The organism is Streptomyces sp. NPDC001852, from assembly GCF_042891825.1.
Classification (GTDB): Bacteria; Actinomycetota; Actinomycetes; order Streptomycetales; family Streptomycetaceae; genus Streptomyces.
In genome coordinates, this window is record NZ_JBIATN010000001.1 from 63,192 (window position 1) to 81,771 (window position 18,580).

Genomic DNA, 18,580 nt, shown 5'->3' on the forward strand with positions numbered 1-18,580 from the left:
TGGTGTTCGCCGTTGGTCTTCGGGACGTGGTGTCAGCCGAGGTTGTTGCCCCACAGCGACTTGTCGTCGCTCTTGACGCTGGGCACGCCGCCGTAGGTGGCGCCGTCGACGGTGACGAGCGGAGCCGAGAGCTGGTCCTCCAGCAGCCCGTCGCGGACCTTGACGATGGTGCTGTCGTGGTCGGTCTTGCCGGGCTGGAACGTCTTCCCGCCGATCGCGGCCTTCAGGTAGTACAGGGCGTACTTGGCGTAGAGGTCGGCCGGCTGGGAGACCGTGGCGTCGATCTGCCCGGCGGCGATGTCCTTCAGCTCCTCCGGGATGCCGTCGTTGGAGACGACGAACACGTGCTTGTTGTCCTTCGGGCCGACCAGCAGCCCCTTCTGCTTGAGGACCTGGAGCGTCCCGGACAGCGCGAAGCTGGACTGCATGTAGACGCCCTTGATGTCCGGGTTGGCGGTCAGGTCCGTCTGCAGCTTCTGCGCGGCGACGGCACCGTCCCAGTTCGTGGCCTCGCCGAACACCTTGATGCCCGGGTAGTTCGCCTTCATGCACGCGTTGAACGCCTCGGTGCGGTCACGGCCGTTGATCGAGGAGAGGTCGCCCTGGAGCATGACGACCTTGCCCTTGCCCCCGAGCTTGGTGCCGAGGTATTCGCATGCCTTCTCGCCGTACGCCCGGTTGTCGGCACGGACGACCATGAAGACCTTGCCGGTGTCGGGGCGGGTGTCGACCGTGACGACCGGGATCTTCTTGGCCTCCAGCTGCGCCAGGGTGGGGGCGATGGCGGCGGTGTCCTGCGGGGCCATCGCTATGCCCTTGACGCCCTGACTGATGAACGTCTGTGCGTCGGCGGTGAGTTTGGCGACGTCGTTCTGCGAGTTGGTGGTCTTGAGCGAGAGGCCGAGCTGCTTGGCGTACTCCGGCGTGTACTTGATGTACGAGTTCCAGAAGTCGGTGTCGGAACGCGGGTAGTCGACGCCGACCAGCTGTGCGCCGCTCGACGCGGACGCGGTGCCCGAGCCACTGCTGCAGGCGCTGAGCAGCGCCAGGGCGGACAGGGCCGAGGCGGTGGAGCAGAGAGCAGTTCTGAGTCTCATCGGTACTTCCTCGCGCTGGTCCCGGAGCGGGAGAGGGTGTGCAGGGCGACGACTGCGTGCCGCCACATCGGAGAGATGGGATGTATGTATAGGCGGCGACCGAGGTGCTGTCTAGGTCTCGGGCGAAGTCGCTGCAAAATAGGTGGTCCTGGGGCTCCCCGAGGCGACCGGTGGGCCAAATCGATCCCATCAATAAGGGATTGGTGACACGTCGCGGCTTGTCTGCGGGCTCTCCGTGCAGCGCCGCGCTCCTCGCGCAGGGCATCGCGCAAACATGCCATGTCTGACGTCCAAGAAATGGGGCGTAAGCGTCCAACTATGCATGAAATCGCGGGTCAAGAGGTTGCTTTCATCCCTGCACGCCCGTTGACATCCGCGCGTCACATGGTCGAACTTCATGCGTAACGTGCGGCGCTCCAGAGCCGTGGGCGTCGTGTCTGCCCTTGTCCCCCACTTCAGGGATGTCCTCATGTCGAGCTCGTTCAACAGGCGCCAGTTCCTGGCCGCCGCCACATGTGTGGCGGCGGCGACCGTCGCCGGCGGCGGCCTCGGGGCCGGCGTCGCACAGGCGGCACCGAGCACCTACACACCGTCGTGGCCCTCGGTCGACCAGCACCCGCCCGCCCCCGAGTGGTTCCAGGACGCCAAGTTCGGCATCTACTTCCACTGGGGCGTCTTCAGCGTTCCGGCCTACGGGAACGAGTGGTACCCGCGCAGGATGTACATCAGCGGCGACTCGTGCAACCAGCACCACATAGCGACCTACGGCGACCCGTCCGTGTGGCCGTACCACAACTTCATCAACGGGGCGAAGGACCTGGCGGGCAACTTCGTGCAGTTCGCACCGAAGCTGAAGTCGGCGGGCGGCCACTTCGACCCGGACGAGTGGGCGCAGCTGTTCGTCGACGCGGGCGCGAGGTTCGCCGGACCGGTCGCCGAACACCACGACGGCTTCTCCATGTGGAACAGCCAGGTCAACGAGTGGAACTCGGTCGCCAGGGGCCCGAAACTCAACCTGCTCCAGCTGTTCACCGACTCCATCCGCGCCAAGGGGCTGAAGCTCCTGGTGGCCATGCACCACGCGTACAACTTCAACGGCTACTACGACCACGTGCCGGCGCAGTCCGACCCGAGCCTGCAGAAGCTGTACGGGCAACTGGGCACCACGGCGGAGAACCAGTTGTGGTACGGCAAGCTCAAGGAGGTCATCGACCTCGCCCAGCCCGACATCCTCTGGGAGGACTTCGACCTGTCCAAGGTCGACGAGAGCCAGCGGCTGAACTTCCTGTCGTACTACTACAACCAGGCGAACACCTGGGGTCGCGAGGTCGTCGCCACCTACAAGGACGGCTTCGACAGCCACGGCGAGGTCTTCGACTACGAGCGCGGCGGCCCCGCCGACATCACCGCCCCCTACTGGCTCACCGACGACAGCATCTCCAGCTCCAGCTGGTGCTACACGAACGGCATCGGCTACTACAGCACCCAGCAGATGCTGCACTCACTGATCGACCGGGTCAGCAAGAACGGCAACATGCTGCTCAACATCGCCCCGATGGCGGACGGCACGATCCCCCAGGCACAGAAGGACATCCTCCTCGGCATCGGCGACTACCTGAAGCGCTTCGGCGAGTCGGTGTACTCCACCCGGGCCTGGACCGCATACGGCGAAGGTCCCACGCAGATGGGCGGCGGCGCCTTCACCGCCCCGCAAGCAGGTACCCCGCAGGACATCCGCTTCACCCGGAACAAGAACGACACCGTCCTGTACGCCACGGTCCTCGGCTGGCCGGGCAGCACCCTGACGATATCGACGCTCGACTCGGCCCGGATCGACGTCAGCTCCCTGACCTCGGCGCAGCTGCTGAACTCCACCGCCGGCACGTACACGAACCTGCCCACGCCAACGCAGGACGCAAGCGGGCTGCACGTGACCCTGCCGTCGTCGGCGCCGTTCTCCGCCCTCGCCTACGTCGTGAAACTGACCTTCTCCGGTCGGATACCCACCCTGCAGCCACTGGCCGGGGCCGTGGCCTACCAGGACGTCAACTTCTCCGGTGGCTACGCCGTGCTCCCGATCGGCTCCTACACCGCCGACCAGTTGACGCTCGCCGGACTGCCCAGCCCCAGCCTGTCCTCCCTGAAGCTGGCCCCCGGCTACCAGATCACCGGCTACTCCGGTGACAACTTCACCGGCACCGCCTGGACCTTCACCTCCGACAACGCCGACCTGCGCAACACCGGCAACAACGACGCCGTCGTGTCGATGAAGGTGCAGTTCAACCCCTCGGCCTGGCTCAGGATCACCAACGTCACCGACGGGCTGGTGCTGGACAGCGGCGGCAACGTCCCCAGCGCCTCCAACCTCAAGCAATGGACCTGGAACGGCAGCACCAACCTGCAGTGGCAGGCCGTCGACCTCGGCAACGGCTACTACAAGCTGGTCAACCGCACCAACGGCATGGTCGCCGACGGATGGGGCGCCACCACGAACGGCTCCGCCGCCCAGCAGGCTCCCTGGAACGGCGGCACCAACCAGCAGTGGCAGATCACGCCCCGCGGTGGCGGCAGGTACTGGATCGTCAACCGCACCACCGGTCTGGTCCTCGACGGCGGCGGCAACGTGCCCTCGGGCTCCGTGACCAAGCAGTGGTCCGGGAACAGCAGTCCCAACCTGGAGTGGACCTTCACGGCGGTGTGACGCCGGCACCGGCATGACGAGCGGCTGCCGCGGGCGAGATCGAGGTGGGCGGCTCCTCCCACTGGATTCGTCCCGGCGGCTTCGTCACCGCCGTTCGCCTGCGCGGCCCTTGCCGCGCGAGCGGCCCCCCCGCGGACTCGGGCGGGGCGCGACGTGATGATCCGCACCGATGAACAAGGGAGTTCCTGTTGCCTGCACTGCCCACTTTTCGCCGACTGCGCCACGGGCTGGCCGCCTCCCTGGCCACGCTGGCGTTCGCCTTCGCCGGTCTGGTGGCCTCCACCGGCGCCTCGCACGCCGCCACGCGTGGACCCTGCGACATCTACGCCGCGGGCGGCACACCCTGCGTCGCGGCCCACAGCACCACCCGTGCCCTGTACGCGTCCTACAACGGCGCGCTCTACCAGGTCAGACGCGCGTCGGACAACACCACCCGCGACATCGGCGTGCTCAGCGCCGGAGGCGTCGCCAACGCCGCCGCACAGGACTCGTTCTGCGCCGGTACGGGTTGCGTCATCACCCGCGTCTACGACCAGACAGGCAAAGGCAACACCCTGCTCTACCAGGGACCCGGCGGGACCGGCGGCGCCGACACGGCGGCCACGGCGACCTCGGAAGCGGTGGCGGTAGGCGGCCAGAAGGCCTACGCGCTCTACATCAAGCCCGGCAACAGCTACTTCGTCGACGGCTCCGCCTCGGGTGTGCCGACCGGCAGTTCACCCGAGGGCGAGTACATGGTCACCAGCGGCACCCACGTGAACAACGGCTGCTGCTTCGACTACGGCAACACCGAGACGGACCACAAGGCCGACGGCAACGGCGCCATGGACGCGATCAACTTCGGCACGGAGTGCTGGTTCGGTGGTTGCAGCGGAACCGGGCCGTGGGTGCAGGCGGACCTGGAGAACGGCCTGTTCTCCGGCGGCAGCAGGACGTGGAACCCGAACCAGGTCTCCCAGACCAGCCAGTTCGTCACCGCCATGCTCAAGAACAACGGCACGACCCAGATGGCGCTCAACGCCGCCAACGCCCAGTCCGGGAGCCTGGCCAGGCTCTACAGCGGCTCACTGCCCAGCGGATACAACCCGATGCGCAAGCAGGGCGCCATCATCCTCGGCAGCGGCGGCGACTGCTGCCAGACCAACACGAACGCGAGCGCGGGCACCTTCTACGAGGGCGCCATGGTCAAGGGCTACCCCTCCGACGCGACCGACGCCGCGGTCCAGGCCGACATCGCCGCGGCCGGCTACGCCACGACCACCACGCCGTTCACCCCAGGGGCGAGGATCTCACTCCAGGCCACGACCGCGTGTTGCACCTCCGACTACCTGCAGCACGACGCGAGCGACGACAAGGTCGTGATCGCGCCGGTCACCTCGAGCAGTTCATCGACCGGCAAGGACGACGCCACGTGGATCGTCAGGCCCGGTCTGGCGGACAGCAAGTGCGTCTCCTTCGAGTCGGCCAACGCATCCGGCGCCTACCTCAGACACTACGCATTCGAGCTCTACCTCAGGCCCCGCGACGGGACCGCGCAGTTTGCCGGTGACGCCACATTCTGCCCCCGTCCCGGCAACAGCGGCACGGGCTACTCCTTCCAGTCGTTCAACTACCCGGCCAAGTACATCCGCCACTACTCCCACGTCGCCTACGTCGCAGGCGACGGCGGCTCCTACGCCTGGGACGCCGCCTCACTGTGGCCCCAGGACACCAGCTGGCTCGCCTCCACCCCCTGGAGCTGATGTGCAGTCGGGGGACGGGGGCGGCCGGCGCAGGCCACGACCGTGCCCCCGCGTCTGCGCGGCCCTTCCATGGGTGGGAGCTTCGTCGTGAAGCATCGCCGTCCGCTTCGGGCGGCATGTCGATGAAGTTCATGCTCATGCGAGCCGAGAGCAAGCTGCTCGGCGGTGACGCGGGCGATGTAGTCGTCGGGATTCGAGGCGGGAGGAGCTGCACGGAGGGGTCGATGCCGCCGCCGCGGTACTGGGCGCCGGCCATCGCACCGATTCCCTCGCGCAGCTTGTTCCGTTTCCTCTGAGGCCTCCTCTGGTGTTCCACCTGTCCGGGGTGGGCCCGCCATGGCGGCCGCACCGTGCCGTCGTGCCGTCGTGCGGCCGAGTCCGTGCATGCGGGCCCAGGAGCGTCCGTGCCGTTCGGGGGGCCCGCGCGGGCCCAGGTAATTCCGCCGTCCGACTGGAGTCGACCCGAAGATTAACCCAGACGTGGATCAAAGCTGCCATACAGTGATGAACAGCTTACGATCTGTCGCATGCCGCAGGAATGGGCCGTCGGCCGCGCTCGGAGGCGCACGCCGGCTCTCGTCATCCTTGTGGGCCTGACGCTCATGCTCGTGGCCCACGTCGCCTCCTGCGCACTGCATCACGCTGACAGCCATTCGCATACCGCGTCGCAGACCATGTCGATGACGAGCGAGGCCCACGGCGCCGGCGTCTCGGCTGTCGCATCCGACTCCGCGGGCTGTTCAGCGGGGCATGACGCCGATGACCATCCCGACCACGACCACGCGTGCTGCGACCCGGCCGACCGGCCTGCCGACCTTCGCACGTCAACAGCATCCTTGGTTCTGACCCTGCTTGTGCTCGTCGCCTCCCGTCGGGATCCGGCGGGCCTGCTCGTGCCCAACGCGCTGGAGCGAGCCGGCCCAGAGCATCCATCAGCCTGCGTCGGAGTTCACCTGCTGCGTCTCGTCTGCGTCAGCCGTACCTGACGGACCACGCCCGGCCCGTGTCCCCGGTGTCTTCGGGGGAGAACCAGCGTGCCGGGCTCTGCGCACCTTCCGTACGGCACACGCACGGCGGCCCACGACAGCCACCGGGCCGCAGAAAGACGACTTCATGAGCACAGCTCTGCGCGGCGTCTCCGCGCGCGACATCAGCTCCTTCCTCGCAGCACACGAACTCCCGGAACCGGCCGGAGCGCCGCGCCGGTCACCGGCCGGCATGGTCGGCAACACGCCCGTCCTGTGGGTGGGCGAGCCGTTCAATCCGCCCGGGCGCGGCTTCTGGGCCAAGCTGGAGGGCACCAACCCCGGCGGCCTCAAGGACCGCCCGGGCCTGCACATGGTCGCCGCCGCCCGCGAGCGCGGCGAACTCGCACCCGGCGCACCCGTCATCGAATCCACCAGCGGCACCCTCGGCCTCGGTCTCGCCCTGGCCGGCATCACGTACGGCCATCCGGTCACCCTCGTCACCGACCCCGGCATGGAGCCGCTGATGGTGCACCAGCTGCGCTCACTCGGCGCCCGTGTGGACGTCGTCACCGAGCCGGCCTCGGTGGGCGGCTGGCAGGAGGCGCGCCGACGGCGGGTGAGCGAACTGCTGGCACGCAGTCCGTCGGCCTGGTGCCCCGACCAGTACAACAACCCGGACAACGTCGCGGCCTATGCTCCACTCGCCCTGGAACTCACCGTCCAGCTCGGCCGGATCGACGTCCTGGTCGCCGCGGTGGGCACCGGTGGACACTCGGCCGGTATCGCGCGCACGTTGCGCGCCTTCAGCCCCGAGCTGAAACTTGTCGGCGTCGACTCGGTGCACTCCACCGTCTTCGGACAGCCGGAGGGCCCGCGTCTCATGCGCGGCCTGGGCAGCAGCATCCACCCGGGAAACGTCGACCATGCGGCCTTCGACGAGGTCCACTGGGTGGCTCCTGGCGAGGCCGTGCGGACCTGCCGGGAGCTGGCCCGGGGCCACTACGCCAGCGGCGGATGGAGCGTGGGAGCCGTCGCTCTCGTGGCGAACTGGCTCGCCCGTACGCGACCGGAGCGGACCCGTATCGTGGCGATCTTCCCGGACGGCGTGCACCGCTACTGGAACACCGTCTACAGCGACGACTACTGCCGCAGTCATGACCTGCTGGGCAGTGCGCCGTCCGCCGAGCCGGACGAGATCACACACCCCGATGAGCGAGTGGTCGAACGATGGACTCGCTGCACCAACGTCACCGCACCAGGGGTGACGGCACGATGAAGTCCCTTACCACGCAGTTCCGTTCGTTCAACGGATGTGCCCGGCTGCTGATGGTCCAGCAGTTCACCATCAACACCGCCTTCTACATGCTCATGCCTTACCTGGCCGTGCACCTGGCGGGTGACCTGGGCATGGCCGCATGGGCCGTCGGGCTGGTGCTGGGGGTGCGCAACTTCGCCCAGCAGGGCATGTTCCTGGTCGGCGGAACACTCGCCGACCGGCTCGGCTGCAAGCCCGTGATCGTGGCCGGCTGCGTGCTGCGCACCGTCGGCTTCGGCCTCCTCGGCTTCGTCGACAGCCTGCCCGCTCTCGTGGTGGCATCTGCGGTGACCGGCTTCGCTGGGGCGATGTTCAACCCGGCCGTCCGCGCGTACCTGGCCCAGGAGGCAGGGGAGCGGCGGGTGGAGGCCTTCGCCGCCTTCAACGTCTTCTACCAGGCGGGGATGTTCGTCGGCCCGCTCGTCGGACTCGCGCTGCTGGCCGCCGACTTCCGACTGGTCTGCTCCGTGGCGGCCATGCTGTTCCTCGGCCTGACGCTCCTCCAACTGCGGCTCCTGCCCGCCCGCACCGGCACGTCCTCGGCCGAACCGGGCAGTGTCCTGGCGGACTGGCGGACTGTCGTCCGCAACCGCCCATTCGTTCTGTTCTCCCTCGCGATGATCGGCTCGTACGTGCTGTCCTTCCAGGTCTATCTGGCCCTGCCGCTCGAGGCCCACCGTGTGGCGCCGGGCAGCGGTGACGCGGTGACCACGGCTCTGTTCGCGATCTCCGCCGCGGTGGCCGTGACCGGGCAGCTGAGAATCACCGCATGGGCTCGTGCCCGCTGGTCCCCGCAGCGCGCGATGGTCTACGGCATCTCCCTGATGGGCGCGGCCTTTCTGCCCCTGGTGACGGCCGGCTCGACGGTCGACGGCAGGTCCGGCCTCCTCGATCGATGCGTGGAGCTCGGGCCCCTGTTCGTCTCGGTGGCCCTCCTCGGGCTGGGCACGGCCGCGGTGTATCCCTTCGAAATGGACACCGTCGTCTCCCTCGCCGACGGTCGGCTCGTCGCCACGCACTACGGGCTCTACAACACTGTTTCCGGCCTCGGCGTCACTCTGGGCAACCTGACCACGGGCGCCGTCTGGGACGCCGCCAAGCGTCTGGGCCACCCGGAACTGACCTGGTGGATGCTCGCCGCAACAGGTGCGCTCTGCGCCGGATGCGTCGCGCTCCTCGCGCGATCCGGCCGCTTGAATGCCCAGCGGGCGCCGGAGCCGATGGGGGTGGCCTCATGAGCCGCGACGGTGGCGTATGCCGTCGACCGCGGAGCCATCGGCGCGGACCCCGACGTGAGCTGACGGGAGGTATGTCCCGCACGAGCGGCGGAAGGCTCTGGCTGTCGTGAACGTTGGCGCCGGAGATCCCCAGCGACAGGGCCAGTCGGTGCCGGTCGGTGATCAGGTGGATCTTCGATCCGAGTTTGCACGTGATTTTTCGGCAAGGGCAAAGACATCCTTCTCTCCGCCGCCCCGGCTGGTCCCGGCCTCAGCGGCACCTCATGCAGCGGTACGGCTGCCGAGGGCCGTTGCCCGGGGCACGGGTGATGAGACACGGTGGACCCGTCTGATCGGCACCCGACATCGGCACGGCAGAAGCGATCCTGTTGGTGATCTCCAGAATGCTCCCGCCGGCCGACGCTCCTCTTCAGACCGGGATGACAGTGGTGTCGAGGGTCAGACGGACGGCCTGATCGTGGAGGGCGGCGATGCTGATGACCGCAACTGTCTCATCCCCCATCGCGGCGAGGGTGGCGATGTAGTCGCCGTGTGTGAGCCGCCGGCCCTCGACCTCCATTCCGTCCACGACCAGCCGGCCTGTTCCAGTAGTCGGTTCGCCTGGCAGCCGGACCGGTCCGTCGGGCGAAAAGTTGAGGAGGAACTCATCCACGAGCGCGTCAGGCTCCAGGGTCGAGAACACACGGACGTGCTCGGGCAGGCGTCGCTGGGTGGTGACCTGCACCAGCATGGTGTGCTCCTCGTGATACCCGAGGTCCAGCCGCTGGAGGAGGCCGTCGACCGACCCCCGGCCCACCAGGCGGTGCCATCCGGGCTCGGGACGCGTGAGGACGGCCACCGGGCGGCCGAACTCGCGCAGGGTCTGCAGCCAGATGCGATCGACAGGACGGCCCGGCCGGCCGGAGCTGTGGAACATGACGACCTCCCTCTGGCTGGTCAACAGGTGCGGGTGCGGCGCCCACTCATCGTGGTGGGGGATCCGGAACCCATGCAACTCCCGAGTTCACCGACACCATCCAGAGGTTGGGCCGGTTCCCGCCCGGCCGGGGAGATCGGCAAGTCCGTTGAACGTCGCATGCCGGGTGCTGCGCGTGGTCAGGGCCTGACCGCGTACACCATGCCGATGTCGCCGGCCTGTTGCACCGGGTTCTGCTCGGTGCTGACCGTGAAGCCGTGCGTGAGGAGGACCTCGCAGACTGTGTCGTGGTTCTGCTGCCAGCGCTCCACCTCGACGACGGCCTGGCGGACCAGCGGCCAATGCCGTTCCTCGATGCCTCCGAGCACATCGAGTTCGGCGCCTTCCACATCGACCTTGAGCAGGTCGATGTGGTCGATGCCCTGCTCGTCGAGCGCTGATGACAGGGGCCTGACCTTCACCCGGTGCGTCTCGAGCCGCCGCATCACCCGCAGCTTGCGGCCGACGAGAAGAGTGAGGATGGGAGCGGGTACGCGGCGCAGGACCGGTCCCAGGCCGCCCTGGCGGATCATTTCGACAACGCTGGCGGTGACCCGCCGCCGCTCAGCCTCGATGTTCCCCTGGTCCCGCGAGGAGGACGAGAAGATCGTGGCGGCCGGAACGTAGCTGAAATCGAGCTCGTCGTCACGGGACGCCAGGCCGTAAGGGAGCGCGGTCAGACGTCCGTTGAAGAACTCGCGGGCATTGCGTTCCAGTGTCGCGTGGAGCGGCGGCACCGGCTCGAAGGCGTAGATCCGCACGTCCCCGTCCAGCCGCTCATAGACGGCCGCCGAGAACACACCGATGTTGGCGCCCACGTCGAGCACCGTCGCGCCCGGCCTGCACTCGACGCCGTGGGTGAAGTAGCCGCCCACCTCCTCGCGCAGGAAGGACGCCTCCCAACGATTGATGCTGTGCAGTTCAATTTCTTTCATGGCCATGACAGCGCCATTTATCAGGGTTGGAGCCAACAATCCAGCCTCACGCTTCACTTCGGCCGGCCGGTGGCAACGAGGACGTGTCCGCGGCTGCTCTTGCTGCCCTGCCCGGGGCTGTGCGACCCGACTTCGGTGACGGCGGGCTCGCCGCCCTCGGGCTGCTCGTCATCCTGGCTGTAGCGACGCTCTTCGCGTGGACGGGCGTCATGATCGTCTGCGAGACGATGTCCGAGTAAGGGCTCGGGCGGCGCAGTAGGGCGGCCTGGGAGAGGCGGGCGCCGGACCGGGTGGTCACATCCTGTCGCCCTGAGAGGGAGGCCTTCCGCGCGTCCAGGGCTGCTGCAGCCGGGCCGCGAGCTCCCCCGGCAGGGCGTCCCGGTTTGCCGGAGTGAGCTGGACGACCTCGATGTCGGTGCGCCGCTTGAGGGCGTCGGTGAACGGATCGCCGTGCGTGTGGACCGTGGCGACGACGTCGACCTCTGCGGCGAACAGCGCCTCGACCGCGTGCCGGAACGCCGTGCACGCCAGTTCCATCCGCCCCAGCTCGTCGATGAGGACCAGCCGCCCTGCTGCCTCCTCGGTTGCTGCCGGCCGAAGCGACGGCAGCGCCAGTCGTTCCATGACGCCCGGGTCGACGCCGTATTTCCCCACTCGTGGCGGACCGGGCAGGTCGACATGGGCGAGCACTTCCCGTCGGCCTGCCAGGGTCTCCAGGGCGAATCCGACGCGGACGCCGGATTGCCGGATCTCCTCAGTGGTGAAGCCGCTGGCCGTGTGGGTGGGCAGCAGCGCGGCGAGCCGGCGCAGGGCGGTCGTCTTGCCCGCGCCAGGGCGGCCCTCGATCAGGATCCTTGTCGGCACCCTGCCATCTTCGCCCCCTCTTCCGGAGGGGGCCCGGGGTGGGCTCGGCCGAGCGGGGGTTCTGGGGTGCGGACCGGCGCCGGTACGCCGTTGCGGGTATGGCGGCCCGCATGAGCGGAATTGCACTCAGCAGCACCGCGTACGACGACAGGACAGTGATCTCCCGTCGGTACAGCGAGGACCACCGGGGCCAGGGGCCGCACCGGCTGATTCTTCCGCCTGTACGCCCTGTCCGAGCCGTTGCCACTGCACGACCACCCGCGCGTCGAGGACGCGTACCGTGCCCTGAAGGGCAGGGAGCCGGCCTCCGGTACCCCGGTCACCGGTGCGGAGCCGATCCACGAGCGGCTCAGGCACTCGCGGGAAGGCCGCGCAGACGATGACGGCGTCGTACGGGGCAGGGGCCGGCTTCCCCAGGGCCCCGTCGCCGCGTACGACCTCGGCATTGCCGACGCCCTGCCCGGCCGGCCGCGGGCGGGCCTCGTCGGCCAGGTCGGGCCGGTGCTCGACGCTGACGACGTACGCGGCCGAGCGGGCCGGCAGCGCGGTCTGCCGGCCCTGTCCGGTCCCGGCCTCCGGGACCTGTTCGTCTCCTGCCCGTGAGCGAGCGGAACGGGCGTCTCCCGTACGCGGACGCCACCTCGTCTGCGGGGACGCATTCCGCCCGGGGGGATGCTGCGTACGGCCTCCAGGAGGCGGGCGTCGGTCACGCCCACGGCGTGGGCCGCGCGGACCAGGTTCTCGGGGGTCCCTTCATGGGCCATCGGACCGCGGGGCCGGTGATCGAAACGTCCGCCTCCTCCGCGCCGCTCCGCGGCGCGATCCGGGGCGGTCGGGCGCAGGGCGGGACCGCGATCAGGGAGGCACAGCGCGTCGGCGTCAGGACGAGGTCCCCGGGTCGGCGTACCGCAGCAGGGCGCCCACGCCCTCGTACAGCCTCAGCTCGCCCTCGGGCACGATGACCAGCTCGGCACGGGTGCCGACGAGGGCCCGGACGAGGACCTCGGCGGCAGGTTCCTCTCGCGGGGCTCGCACGCCGAAGGACATCAGCTCCGCCTCGGTCAGGGCGAGTTGAGTGGGCTGGGAGCCCGCCCAGAGCCGCAGCGAAGGCCCTGGCGGTCGGTTCAGCAGCAGTGCCGCGACCTGCCCGCGCTGGAGGGCGGCGACGGTGGCGGCCAGCCCGTCCGTCATGGGTCCGTCCAGGTCACGCCGGCCGATGAAGATGTCAACGAGTTCCCGGTCGTGCGCGGCCATGCGGCCGCGGAAGACGCCGTCCAGCTGGGGCTCCAACAGGGCGCGTCCGGTGTCGGTGGGGGTCCGCCCGCCCACGCGTACGACCTTGTCCCGCAGGGTGTGCGGCAGGCGGCGGATCAGTACGTTGCACGCCCACTCGTCCCCGCCCACGACGACGGCGTCGGCATGGGCGCGCCGCGCCCGTTCGTCCAGGCGGTGGCCGAGCTCGAGGGAGGCGCGGTGCCAGGTCGCCACCTTGACCCTGCGGTGCAGCCGCTCACCCGGGGTGACGGTGGACGTGGGCCAGGTGCCGGTCTCCGCCTCCAGAGTCACCCAGCCGTGGGTCTCGGCGGTCGGAAGGCCGCCGTAGTGGACGACCACGGCCATGTAGGGGATCTCCGGAACGTGCTGGGTGATCAGGGGCATCGCGTCCGGCAGGGTGCTGTAGCGCGCGGAGTCGTGCTCGGGCGGCCTGGGCAGCTCCCCGTCCAGGACGAGCGTGCCGTGGGCGGCGAAGATGGCCTGACCGTGCACCCCCGGCACCTCTGCGTCGGCGCCGACCACGTCCTCCAGTACGTTCAGCAACGCCCGGTCCGAGCCCTGACGGGACAGACTCTCGCGCAGCCGCCGCCAGCGCAGTGCGATCGCCCGTTCGGGGTGCTCGACGTTTCGGGAGGTGTCCAGGTACACGGAGGCGAACGGGCCCGGCTCCGCGTAGAGGGATCCAAGGAACGACAACCTCATCGCCACTCCTCGTCGGTGGTCTCCCCTCCTTCGATGATGCGCGCCCCAGGGGCGATGGAGCTCGACGAGCGCAAAGCGGTGCGGAACGCGGGGCGGCCAGGCGCCGGCCCGGCACCAGCGGGCCCGTCGTGAGCATGGGCGCGACAAGGCCGTCCAGCACCGCCCAGCGGAAGACGCTCGACGCCTTCGAGCGCATCGCGCGCTGGACCGAGAGTACGGCGGGGTGATCCCGCGGCCGTCGGCTCCTGCACGACCTCGCTCGGGACAGCCCCGGGACCGCAGGCTCCCGTCAGCGCCCTATTCCGGAGGGCCCGCCTCGGTGCGGAGGGCTGACCGTAGGCCCAGCGCGTACTTCCGGCTCATCGCGGTGGGCCTGTCCAGGGGAGCGAGCAGGGTCAACGTCACCTTGTCCGTGGTGATCTTCGTCAGCGCGCTGTTCAGGAGGGAGAACTGCCGGTCCAGCAGGAAGCGCTGGGACACGGCCCGATCGGCGTAGGGACGCAGGCTCCGGCCGAGGTCGGCCAACGGGCGCAGGATGGCAGCGTCGGTGAGGAGGTCGTCGGCGTCCGGCAGACCGCCGCACGCCGCGACCAGGCCCCGGGCGACCGGGGCGGCCGGATGCTCGTGCCCGTCCGCAGCGGCCAACGCGGTGAGCGCCTGCGAACCTCTCCAGCGATTCCATCTGGGCGTCGGTCAGTTCGGGGCCGAGATCGATGGACCGCAGCCGCCGCCACAGGCCACCGGACTCCTGCTGGCGGTCCTGCCGCGTCAGCCAGCAGGTGACCAGGGCCTCGGTGTGCAGCGAGGCGAGAGCCCGCAGCCCGATCTTCTGGAGCAGGAAGACGGGCCAGTCGTCAGGCAGCGGCGGACGGCCGGGCCAGGACTTCCTGACCGGCTGGGAGCCGATGGCACACACGGCGAGAGCGGGGGCCAGGTCGACGCCCGTCCTGTCGTGGTGCAGGACCGCCTGGCCCTCGGTGCGGCTGAGCCAGTCCGTCACCGCATGCAGGGCGAAGCTCTGCCTTTGGACGGCTCCGCGAGGGTAGCGCACATCCCGTGAGCGGACGGGCACTTCGAGACGGCGAGGACGTCGGCGGGGTCTGGTGTTCGAAGAGGGCAATGGCCAGTCGGCGCACGTGGTGACAGGGCCGTGGCGCGCGAGGGAGGTGCGCGTGCGTGGTGCGCAGCCGTATGACCGCGTGGATGTCCAGACGGAGTGCGGCCGGGTCGACAACGGCTCGGTAGCCGGTGATGACGCCGCTCCTCTCCAGCCGTTGGGCACGCTGCACGTCGACAGACCCCGCCTGCCTTCGGACGGCGTAGGCCGATCAGGGCGCTCGGCTGTCATCGCCGTGCCATGACCCGTCGGCGTCGCGACGACCGGTCGGCAGGCGTCGTACCGCAGGCCCCGATGCCCCGGAACGCACGGTGAGGCTCCGACGAGGCCGGCCGTGTCCGGTCGACCCGCGGGCCCGCGGCGTTCCGCCGAGCCCACGCAGCAAACCCCGCGGCGACCTGCTCATGGTGCCGCCGCCCGGCACAGTCCCCAGGCCGTCGAGGCGCCGTGCTGTTCACCGTCGTGCTTCACACGGCCGGCAGGCCGGCCTGGGCGAGGACGTACCGCCGATCACCGGGCCCGCCCGAGGCGAGGTCAGTGTTTCTGCGGGGTCGGTTCCCCGTCGGCCCCGTCGGTCTTGCCCTGGGCCCATAGTGAGCGCACATGTCCCAGGTGCCGGGTCATGCACTGTTCGGCGGCTTCGGCGTCCCCGGAGAGCATGAGCTCCAGCAGCTCCAGGTGTTCCTGGGCCGAGGGGATCAGTTCGCCGCGCTGGTCCAGGGCGGTCAGGCCGTACAGGCGGGATCGCTTGCGCAGATCACCGACTGTTTCGACGAGGCGGTCGTTGCCGGAGAGCGCCAGCAGCGAGAGGTGGAAACGGCGGTCGGCCTCCAGATAGCCGATGAGGTCGTGGTCGTGCGCGGCGCGCACGATCTCCTCGGCGATCGGACGCAGTGCTTCGAGATCCGCCTTCGACGCGGTCTTCGTGATCCGTCCGACCGTGGGAACCTCGATCAGGGTGCGGATCTCGGTGTACTGGTCGAGGTCGCGCTCGTTGACCTCGGTGATGCGGAAGCCCTTGTTGCGGACGGGCTCGACCAGGCCCTCCCGGGCCAGGTCGAGCATCGCCTCGCGGACGGGGGTGGCGGAGATGCCGAAGTCCTCGGCGAGCGTGGGGGCCGAGTAGACCTCGCCGGGGCGCAGTTCACCGGAGATGAGGGCAGCGCGCAGGGCATGGGCGACCTGGTCGCGCAGCCGCTCGTGGGCCGTGACGAGGTTGCGTGCCTTCAGATGCCCCATGCTGTGTCCTCCGTGCCCTCACCGGAGCGCCAGCGTACAATGTCACGTTGTTTTGGCGGGTGTCAGGGTGTACGTGCGGCTCGTGGTGTAGAAGTCCAGGGCGGCTCTGCCCTGCTCCCTGGGGCCGTGGCTGGATGCCTTGGTGCCGCCGAAGGGCAGGTGGAAGTCGACACCGGTGGACGGTGCGTTGACGCGGATCATGCCGGTGCCGAGGCGGTCGAGCCCGTGCAGCACCGCGTCGAGGCCGGCCGTGTGGACCGAGGTGACCAGGCCGTAGGGGCTGGAGTTGGTGATCCGTACGGCGTGGGACAGGTCGTCCGCGGGCAGCAGGGCCGCGATGGGACCGAAGACCTCCTCCCGCAGGAGCCGGTGGTCCGGCGGGACCTTTTCCACCAGGGTGGGTGATGCGTACCAGCCGTGATCTCGGGCAGCGGGGCCGCCGACGAGCGCGGAGAGGCCGTAGGAGGCCCCCGCCACCTGATCGCGGGCGTGCTCGCTGATGAGGGGGCCGCACACCGTGGCCGGGTCGGCGGGGTCGCCCACGGGGAGCGTGCGCAGTGCCTCGGTGAGGGCCTCGCACAGCGGGTCCAGGGCGGCGCCGACGGCGATCACGCGACTGGTGGCGGTGCACTTCTGCCCGGCGTAACCGGCGATCGCCGAGGCGATGTGGGCGGCGGCCCGGCCGATGTCGGCGTCGGGCAGGACGATCGCCGCGTTCAGCCCGCCCATCTCGGCCTGGACCGGGACGCCCCGGGCGGTGGCGGCGCCGACGACCGCGTGGCCGACCCCGGTGGAGCCGGTGAAGGAGACCACGTCGGCGGTGGAGATGACGGCCTCGCCTTCGGCGGCGCCGCCGGGAATCATCGTGAACACCCCTGAAGGCAGGGCCCTTTGGAGGATCTCGGCCAGCCGCTGGGCGCACGCGGTGGCCTCGGGGGCCGGCTTCAGGACGACCGAGTTGCCCGCCGCCAGCGCCGGGGCCGCCTTCCAGCTCGGGATGGCGAAGGGGAAGTTCCAGGGTGTGATCAGCCCGGCGACGCCGTGTGGGCGGCGCCGGGTCAGCAACAGCCCCTGACCCCGGGCGCTTTCGTGGACGAAGCCGGTGGACTCGAAAGGGGCCTGGGCGTAGTAGCGCCAGAGCGCGGCGGTGCGGGCCACCTCGGCCCGCGCTTCGGCGAGCGGCTTGCCCACTTCGCGTACGGCGAGAGCCGACAGTTCCTCTGCGGCGGCCTCGATGGTCCCGGCGATCGCGGTGAGGGCTGCAGAGCGGGCGGCCCCGCCGCCGGCGAGCCAGTCGGGCTGGGCGGCGCGGGCCCGCTCGACCATGTCGGCCGCACCGAAGGCGCCGGGCGTCGGGATCCGCACCAGGACATCGGAAGGGTCGGCCGGATTGCGGGAGACGACGGAGGAGGACTCGGTCACAGGAGGAAGCCTCCGGGGAAGGGGTCGTCCGGATCGAGGAAGTACTGGGCGGTGCCGGTGATCCAGGCGCGACCGGTGACGGTGGGGATGACGGCCGGGACCCCGCCGACCCGGCTCTCGCCGACCAGGCGGCCGGTGAACCGGGTGCCGATGAAGGACTCGTTGACGAAGTCGCGGTTCAGCGGGAGCTCGCCGCGGGCGTGGAGCTGGGCCATGCGGGCGGAGGTGCCGGTGCCGCACGGCGACCGGTCGAACCAGCCGGGGTGGATGGCCATGGCGTGCCGCGAGTGGTGTGCGTCGGACCCCGGCGCGGCGAGGTAGACGTGCTTGACGCCGCTGATCTCGGGGTGTTCGGGGTGGACGGGGCGGTCCGGCGAGGTGTTGATCGCGTCCATGACGGCGAGACCGGCGGCAAGGAGGTCGTCCTTGTGGGCCCGGTCGAAGGGCAGCCCGAGTGCGTCGAGTTCGACGAAGGCGTAGAAGTTCCCGCCGAACGCGAGGTCGTACGTCACCGTGCCGTACCCGGGGACCTCGGCCTTGCGGCCCAGGCCCACGCAGAACGCGGGCACGTTGGTGAGGGTGACCGCCTTCGCCCGGCCGTCCTCGACGTGCACCTCGACGGAGACCAGCCCGGCCGGGGTGTCCAGCCGCACCGTGGTGACCGGCTCGACGACCGGCACCATCCCGGTCTCGACCAGGACGGTGGCCACCCCGATGGTGCCGTGCCCGCACATCGGCAGCAGGCCGGAGACCTCGATGAACAGGACCCCGTAGTCGGCGTCGGGGCGGGTCGGGGGTTGCAGGATCGCGCCGCTCATGGCGGCGTGGCCACGCGGTTCGTACATCAGGAACGTGCGGATGTGGTCCAGGTGCTCGATGAAGTGGAGTCTGCGCTCGGCCATGGTGGCGCCGGGGATCACCCCGATGCCGCCGGTGATGACTCGCGTGGGCATGCCCTCGGTGTGCGAGTCGACGGCGTGGAAGACGTGACGGGTGCGCACGGACGTCCC

General features: G+C 69.8%; 15 protein-coding genes. 5 read left to right on the top strand and 10 right to left on the bottom strand.

Translation table 11 applies throughout. The features are described 5' to 3' along the window. Window positions 1-32 precede the first annotated feature (32 nt). Window positions 33-1,097, bottom strand: a complete 1,065-nt coding sequence (locus tag ACFYZB_RS00265) for a sugar ABC transporter substrate-binding protein (RefSeq protein WP_388752401.1) — start codon at window positions 1,095-1,097, stop codon at window positions 33-35. A 469-nt stretch (window positions 1,098-1,566) separates the two neighbouring features. Between ACFYZB_RS00265 and ACFYZB_RS00270 the strand changes: the two genes are divergently transcribed. From ACFYZB_RS00270 to ACFYZB_RS00290, 5 genes are all read left to right on the top strand, one after another. Then, the gene (locus tag ACFYZB_RS00270) at window positions 1,567-3,798 is read left to right on the top strand and encodes an alpha-L-fucosidase (protein WP_388752404.1); all 2,232 of its coding nucleotides are present in this window, start codon (window positions 1,567-1,569) and stop codon (window positions 3,796-3,798) included. Between the two features lie 188 nt (window positions 3,799-3,986). Beyond that, window positions 3,987-5,540 carry an alpha-L-arabinofuranosidase B gene (locus tag ACFYZB_RS00275; protein ID WP_388752406.1) on the top strand — a complete coding sequence of 518 codons (1,554 nt, stop codon included), beginning with the start codon at window positions 3,987-3,989 and terminating at the stop codon, window positions 5,538-5,540. Between the two features lie 527 nt (window positions 5,541-6,067). Beyond that, window positions 6,068-6,526 (top strand): hypothetical protein, encoded by a 459-nt coding sequence (locus ACFYZB_RS00280; RefSeq protein WP_388752409.1) that lies wholly within the window; start codon window positions 6,068-6,070, stop codon window positions 6,524-6,526. Window positions 6,527-6,653: 127 nt separating this feature from the next. Further along, window positions 6,654-7,784, top strand: a complete 1,131-nt coding sequence (locus ACFYZB_RS00285) for a PLP-dependent cysteine synthase family protein (RefSeq protein ID WP_388752411.1) — start codon at window positions 6,654-6,656, stop codon at window positions 7,782-7,784. After that, complete coding sequence (locus ACFYZB_RS00290; RefSeq protein ID WP_388752414.1) at window positions 7,781-9,061, top strand: MDR family MFS transporter; 1,281 nt, start codon at window positions 7,781-7,783, stop codon at window positions 9,059-9,061. The genes ACFYZB_RS00285 and ACFYZB_RS00290 overlap by 4 nt, the downstream gene beginning before the upstream one ends. Window positions 9,062-9,470: 409 nt before the next feature. On the opposite strand, the gene ACFYZB_RS00295 is transcribed toward ACFYZB_RS00290, so the two are convergent. The 9 genes from ACFYZB_RS00295 to ACFYZB_RS00335 all read right to left on the bottom strand — a co-directional run bounded on the left by ACFYZB_RS00295 (window position 9,471) and on the right by ACFYZB_RS00335 (window position 18,571). Further along, entirely contained in the window at window positions 9,471-9,977 is a 507-nt protein-coding gene (locus ACFYZB_RS00295; RefSeq protein ID WP_388752417.1) for a hypothetical protein, read from the bottom strand. A gap of 179 nt (window positions 9,978-10,156) precedes the next feature. Next, a complete protein-coding gene (locus ACFYZB_RS00300) occupies window positions 10,157-10,987 on the bottom strand; it encodes an FkbM family methyltransferase (RefSeq protein WP_388752419.1) in 831 nt (276 codons plus the stop codon). Window positions 10,988-11,245: 258 nt separating this feature from the next. Continuing rightward, complete coding sequence (locus ACFYZB_RS00305; protein ID WP_388752422.1) at window positions 11,246-11,815, bottom strand: nucleoside-triphosphatase; 570 nt, start codon at window positions 11,813-11,815, stop codon at window positions 11,246-11,248. Between the two features lie 126 nt (window positions 11,816-11,941). After that, window positions 11,942-12,358 carry a protein-L-isoaspartate O-methyltransferase gene (locus tag ACFYZB_RS00310; protein ID WP_388753456.1) on the bottom strand — a complete coding sequence of 139 codons (417 nt, stop codon included), beginning with the start codon at window positions 12,356-12,358 and terminating at the stop codon, window positions 11,942-11,944. Window positions 12,359-12,694: 336 nt separating this feature from the next. Then, a complete protein-coding gene (locus tag ACFYZB_RS00315; RefSeq protein WP_388752425.1) occupies window positions 12,695-13,792 on the bottom strand; it encodes a hypothetical protein in 1,098 nt (365 codons plus the stop codon). Between the two features lie 297 nt (window positions 13,793-14,089). Beyond that, window positions 14,090-14,437, bottom strand: coding sequence for a hypothetical protein (locus ACFYZB_RS00320; RefSeq protein ID WP_388752428.1), 348 nt, complete (start codon window positions 14,435-14,437; stop codon window positions 14,090-14,092). A gap of 1,006 nt (window positions 14,438-15,443) precedes the next feature. Continuing rightward, on the bottom strand, window positions 15,444-16,148 hold the full coding sequence (locus ACFYZB_RS00325; RefSeq protein WP_388752431.1) for a GntR family transcriptional regulator: 705 nt from the start codon (window positions 16,146-16,148) through the stop codon (window positions 15,444-15,446). A gap of 42 nt (window positions 16,149-16,190) precedes the next feature. Next, window positions 16,191-17,570, bottom strand: coding sequence for an aldehyde dehydrogenase family protein (locus ACFYZB_RS00330; protein WP_388752434.1), 1,380 nt, complete (start codon window positions 17,568-17,570; stop codon window positions 16,191-16,193). Further along, the gene (locus tag ACFYZB_RS00335) at window positions 17,567-18,571 is read right to left on the bottom strand and encodes a proline racemase family protein (RefSeq protein ID WP_388752438.1); all 1,005 of its coding nucleotides are present in this window, start codon (window positions 18,569-18,571) and stop codon (window positions 17,567-17,569) included. Before ACFYZB_RS00335 ends, ACFYZB_RS00330 begins: the two co-directional genes overlap by 4 nt. Between the last annotated feature and the right edge of the window lie 9 nt (window positions 18,572-18,580).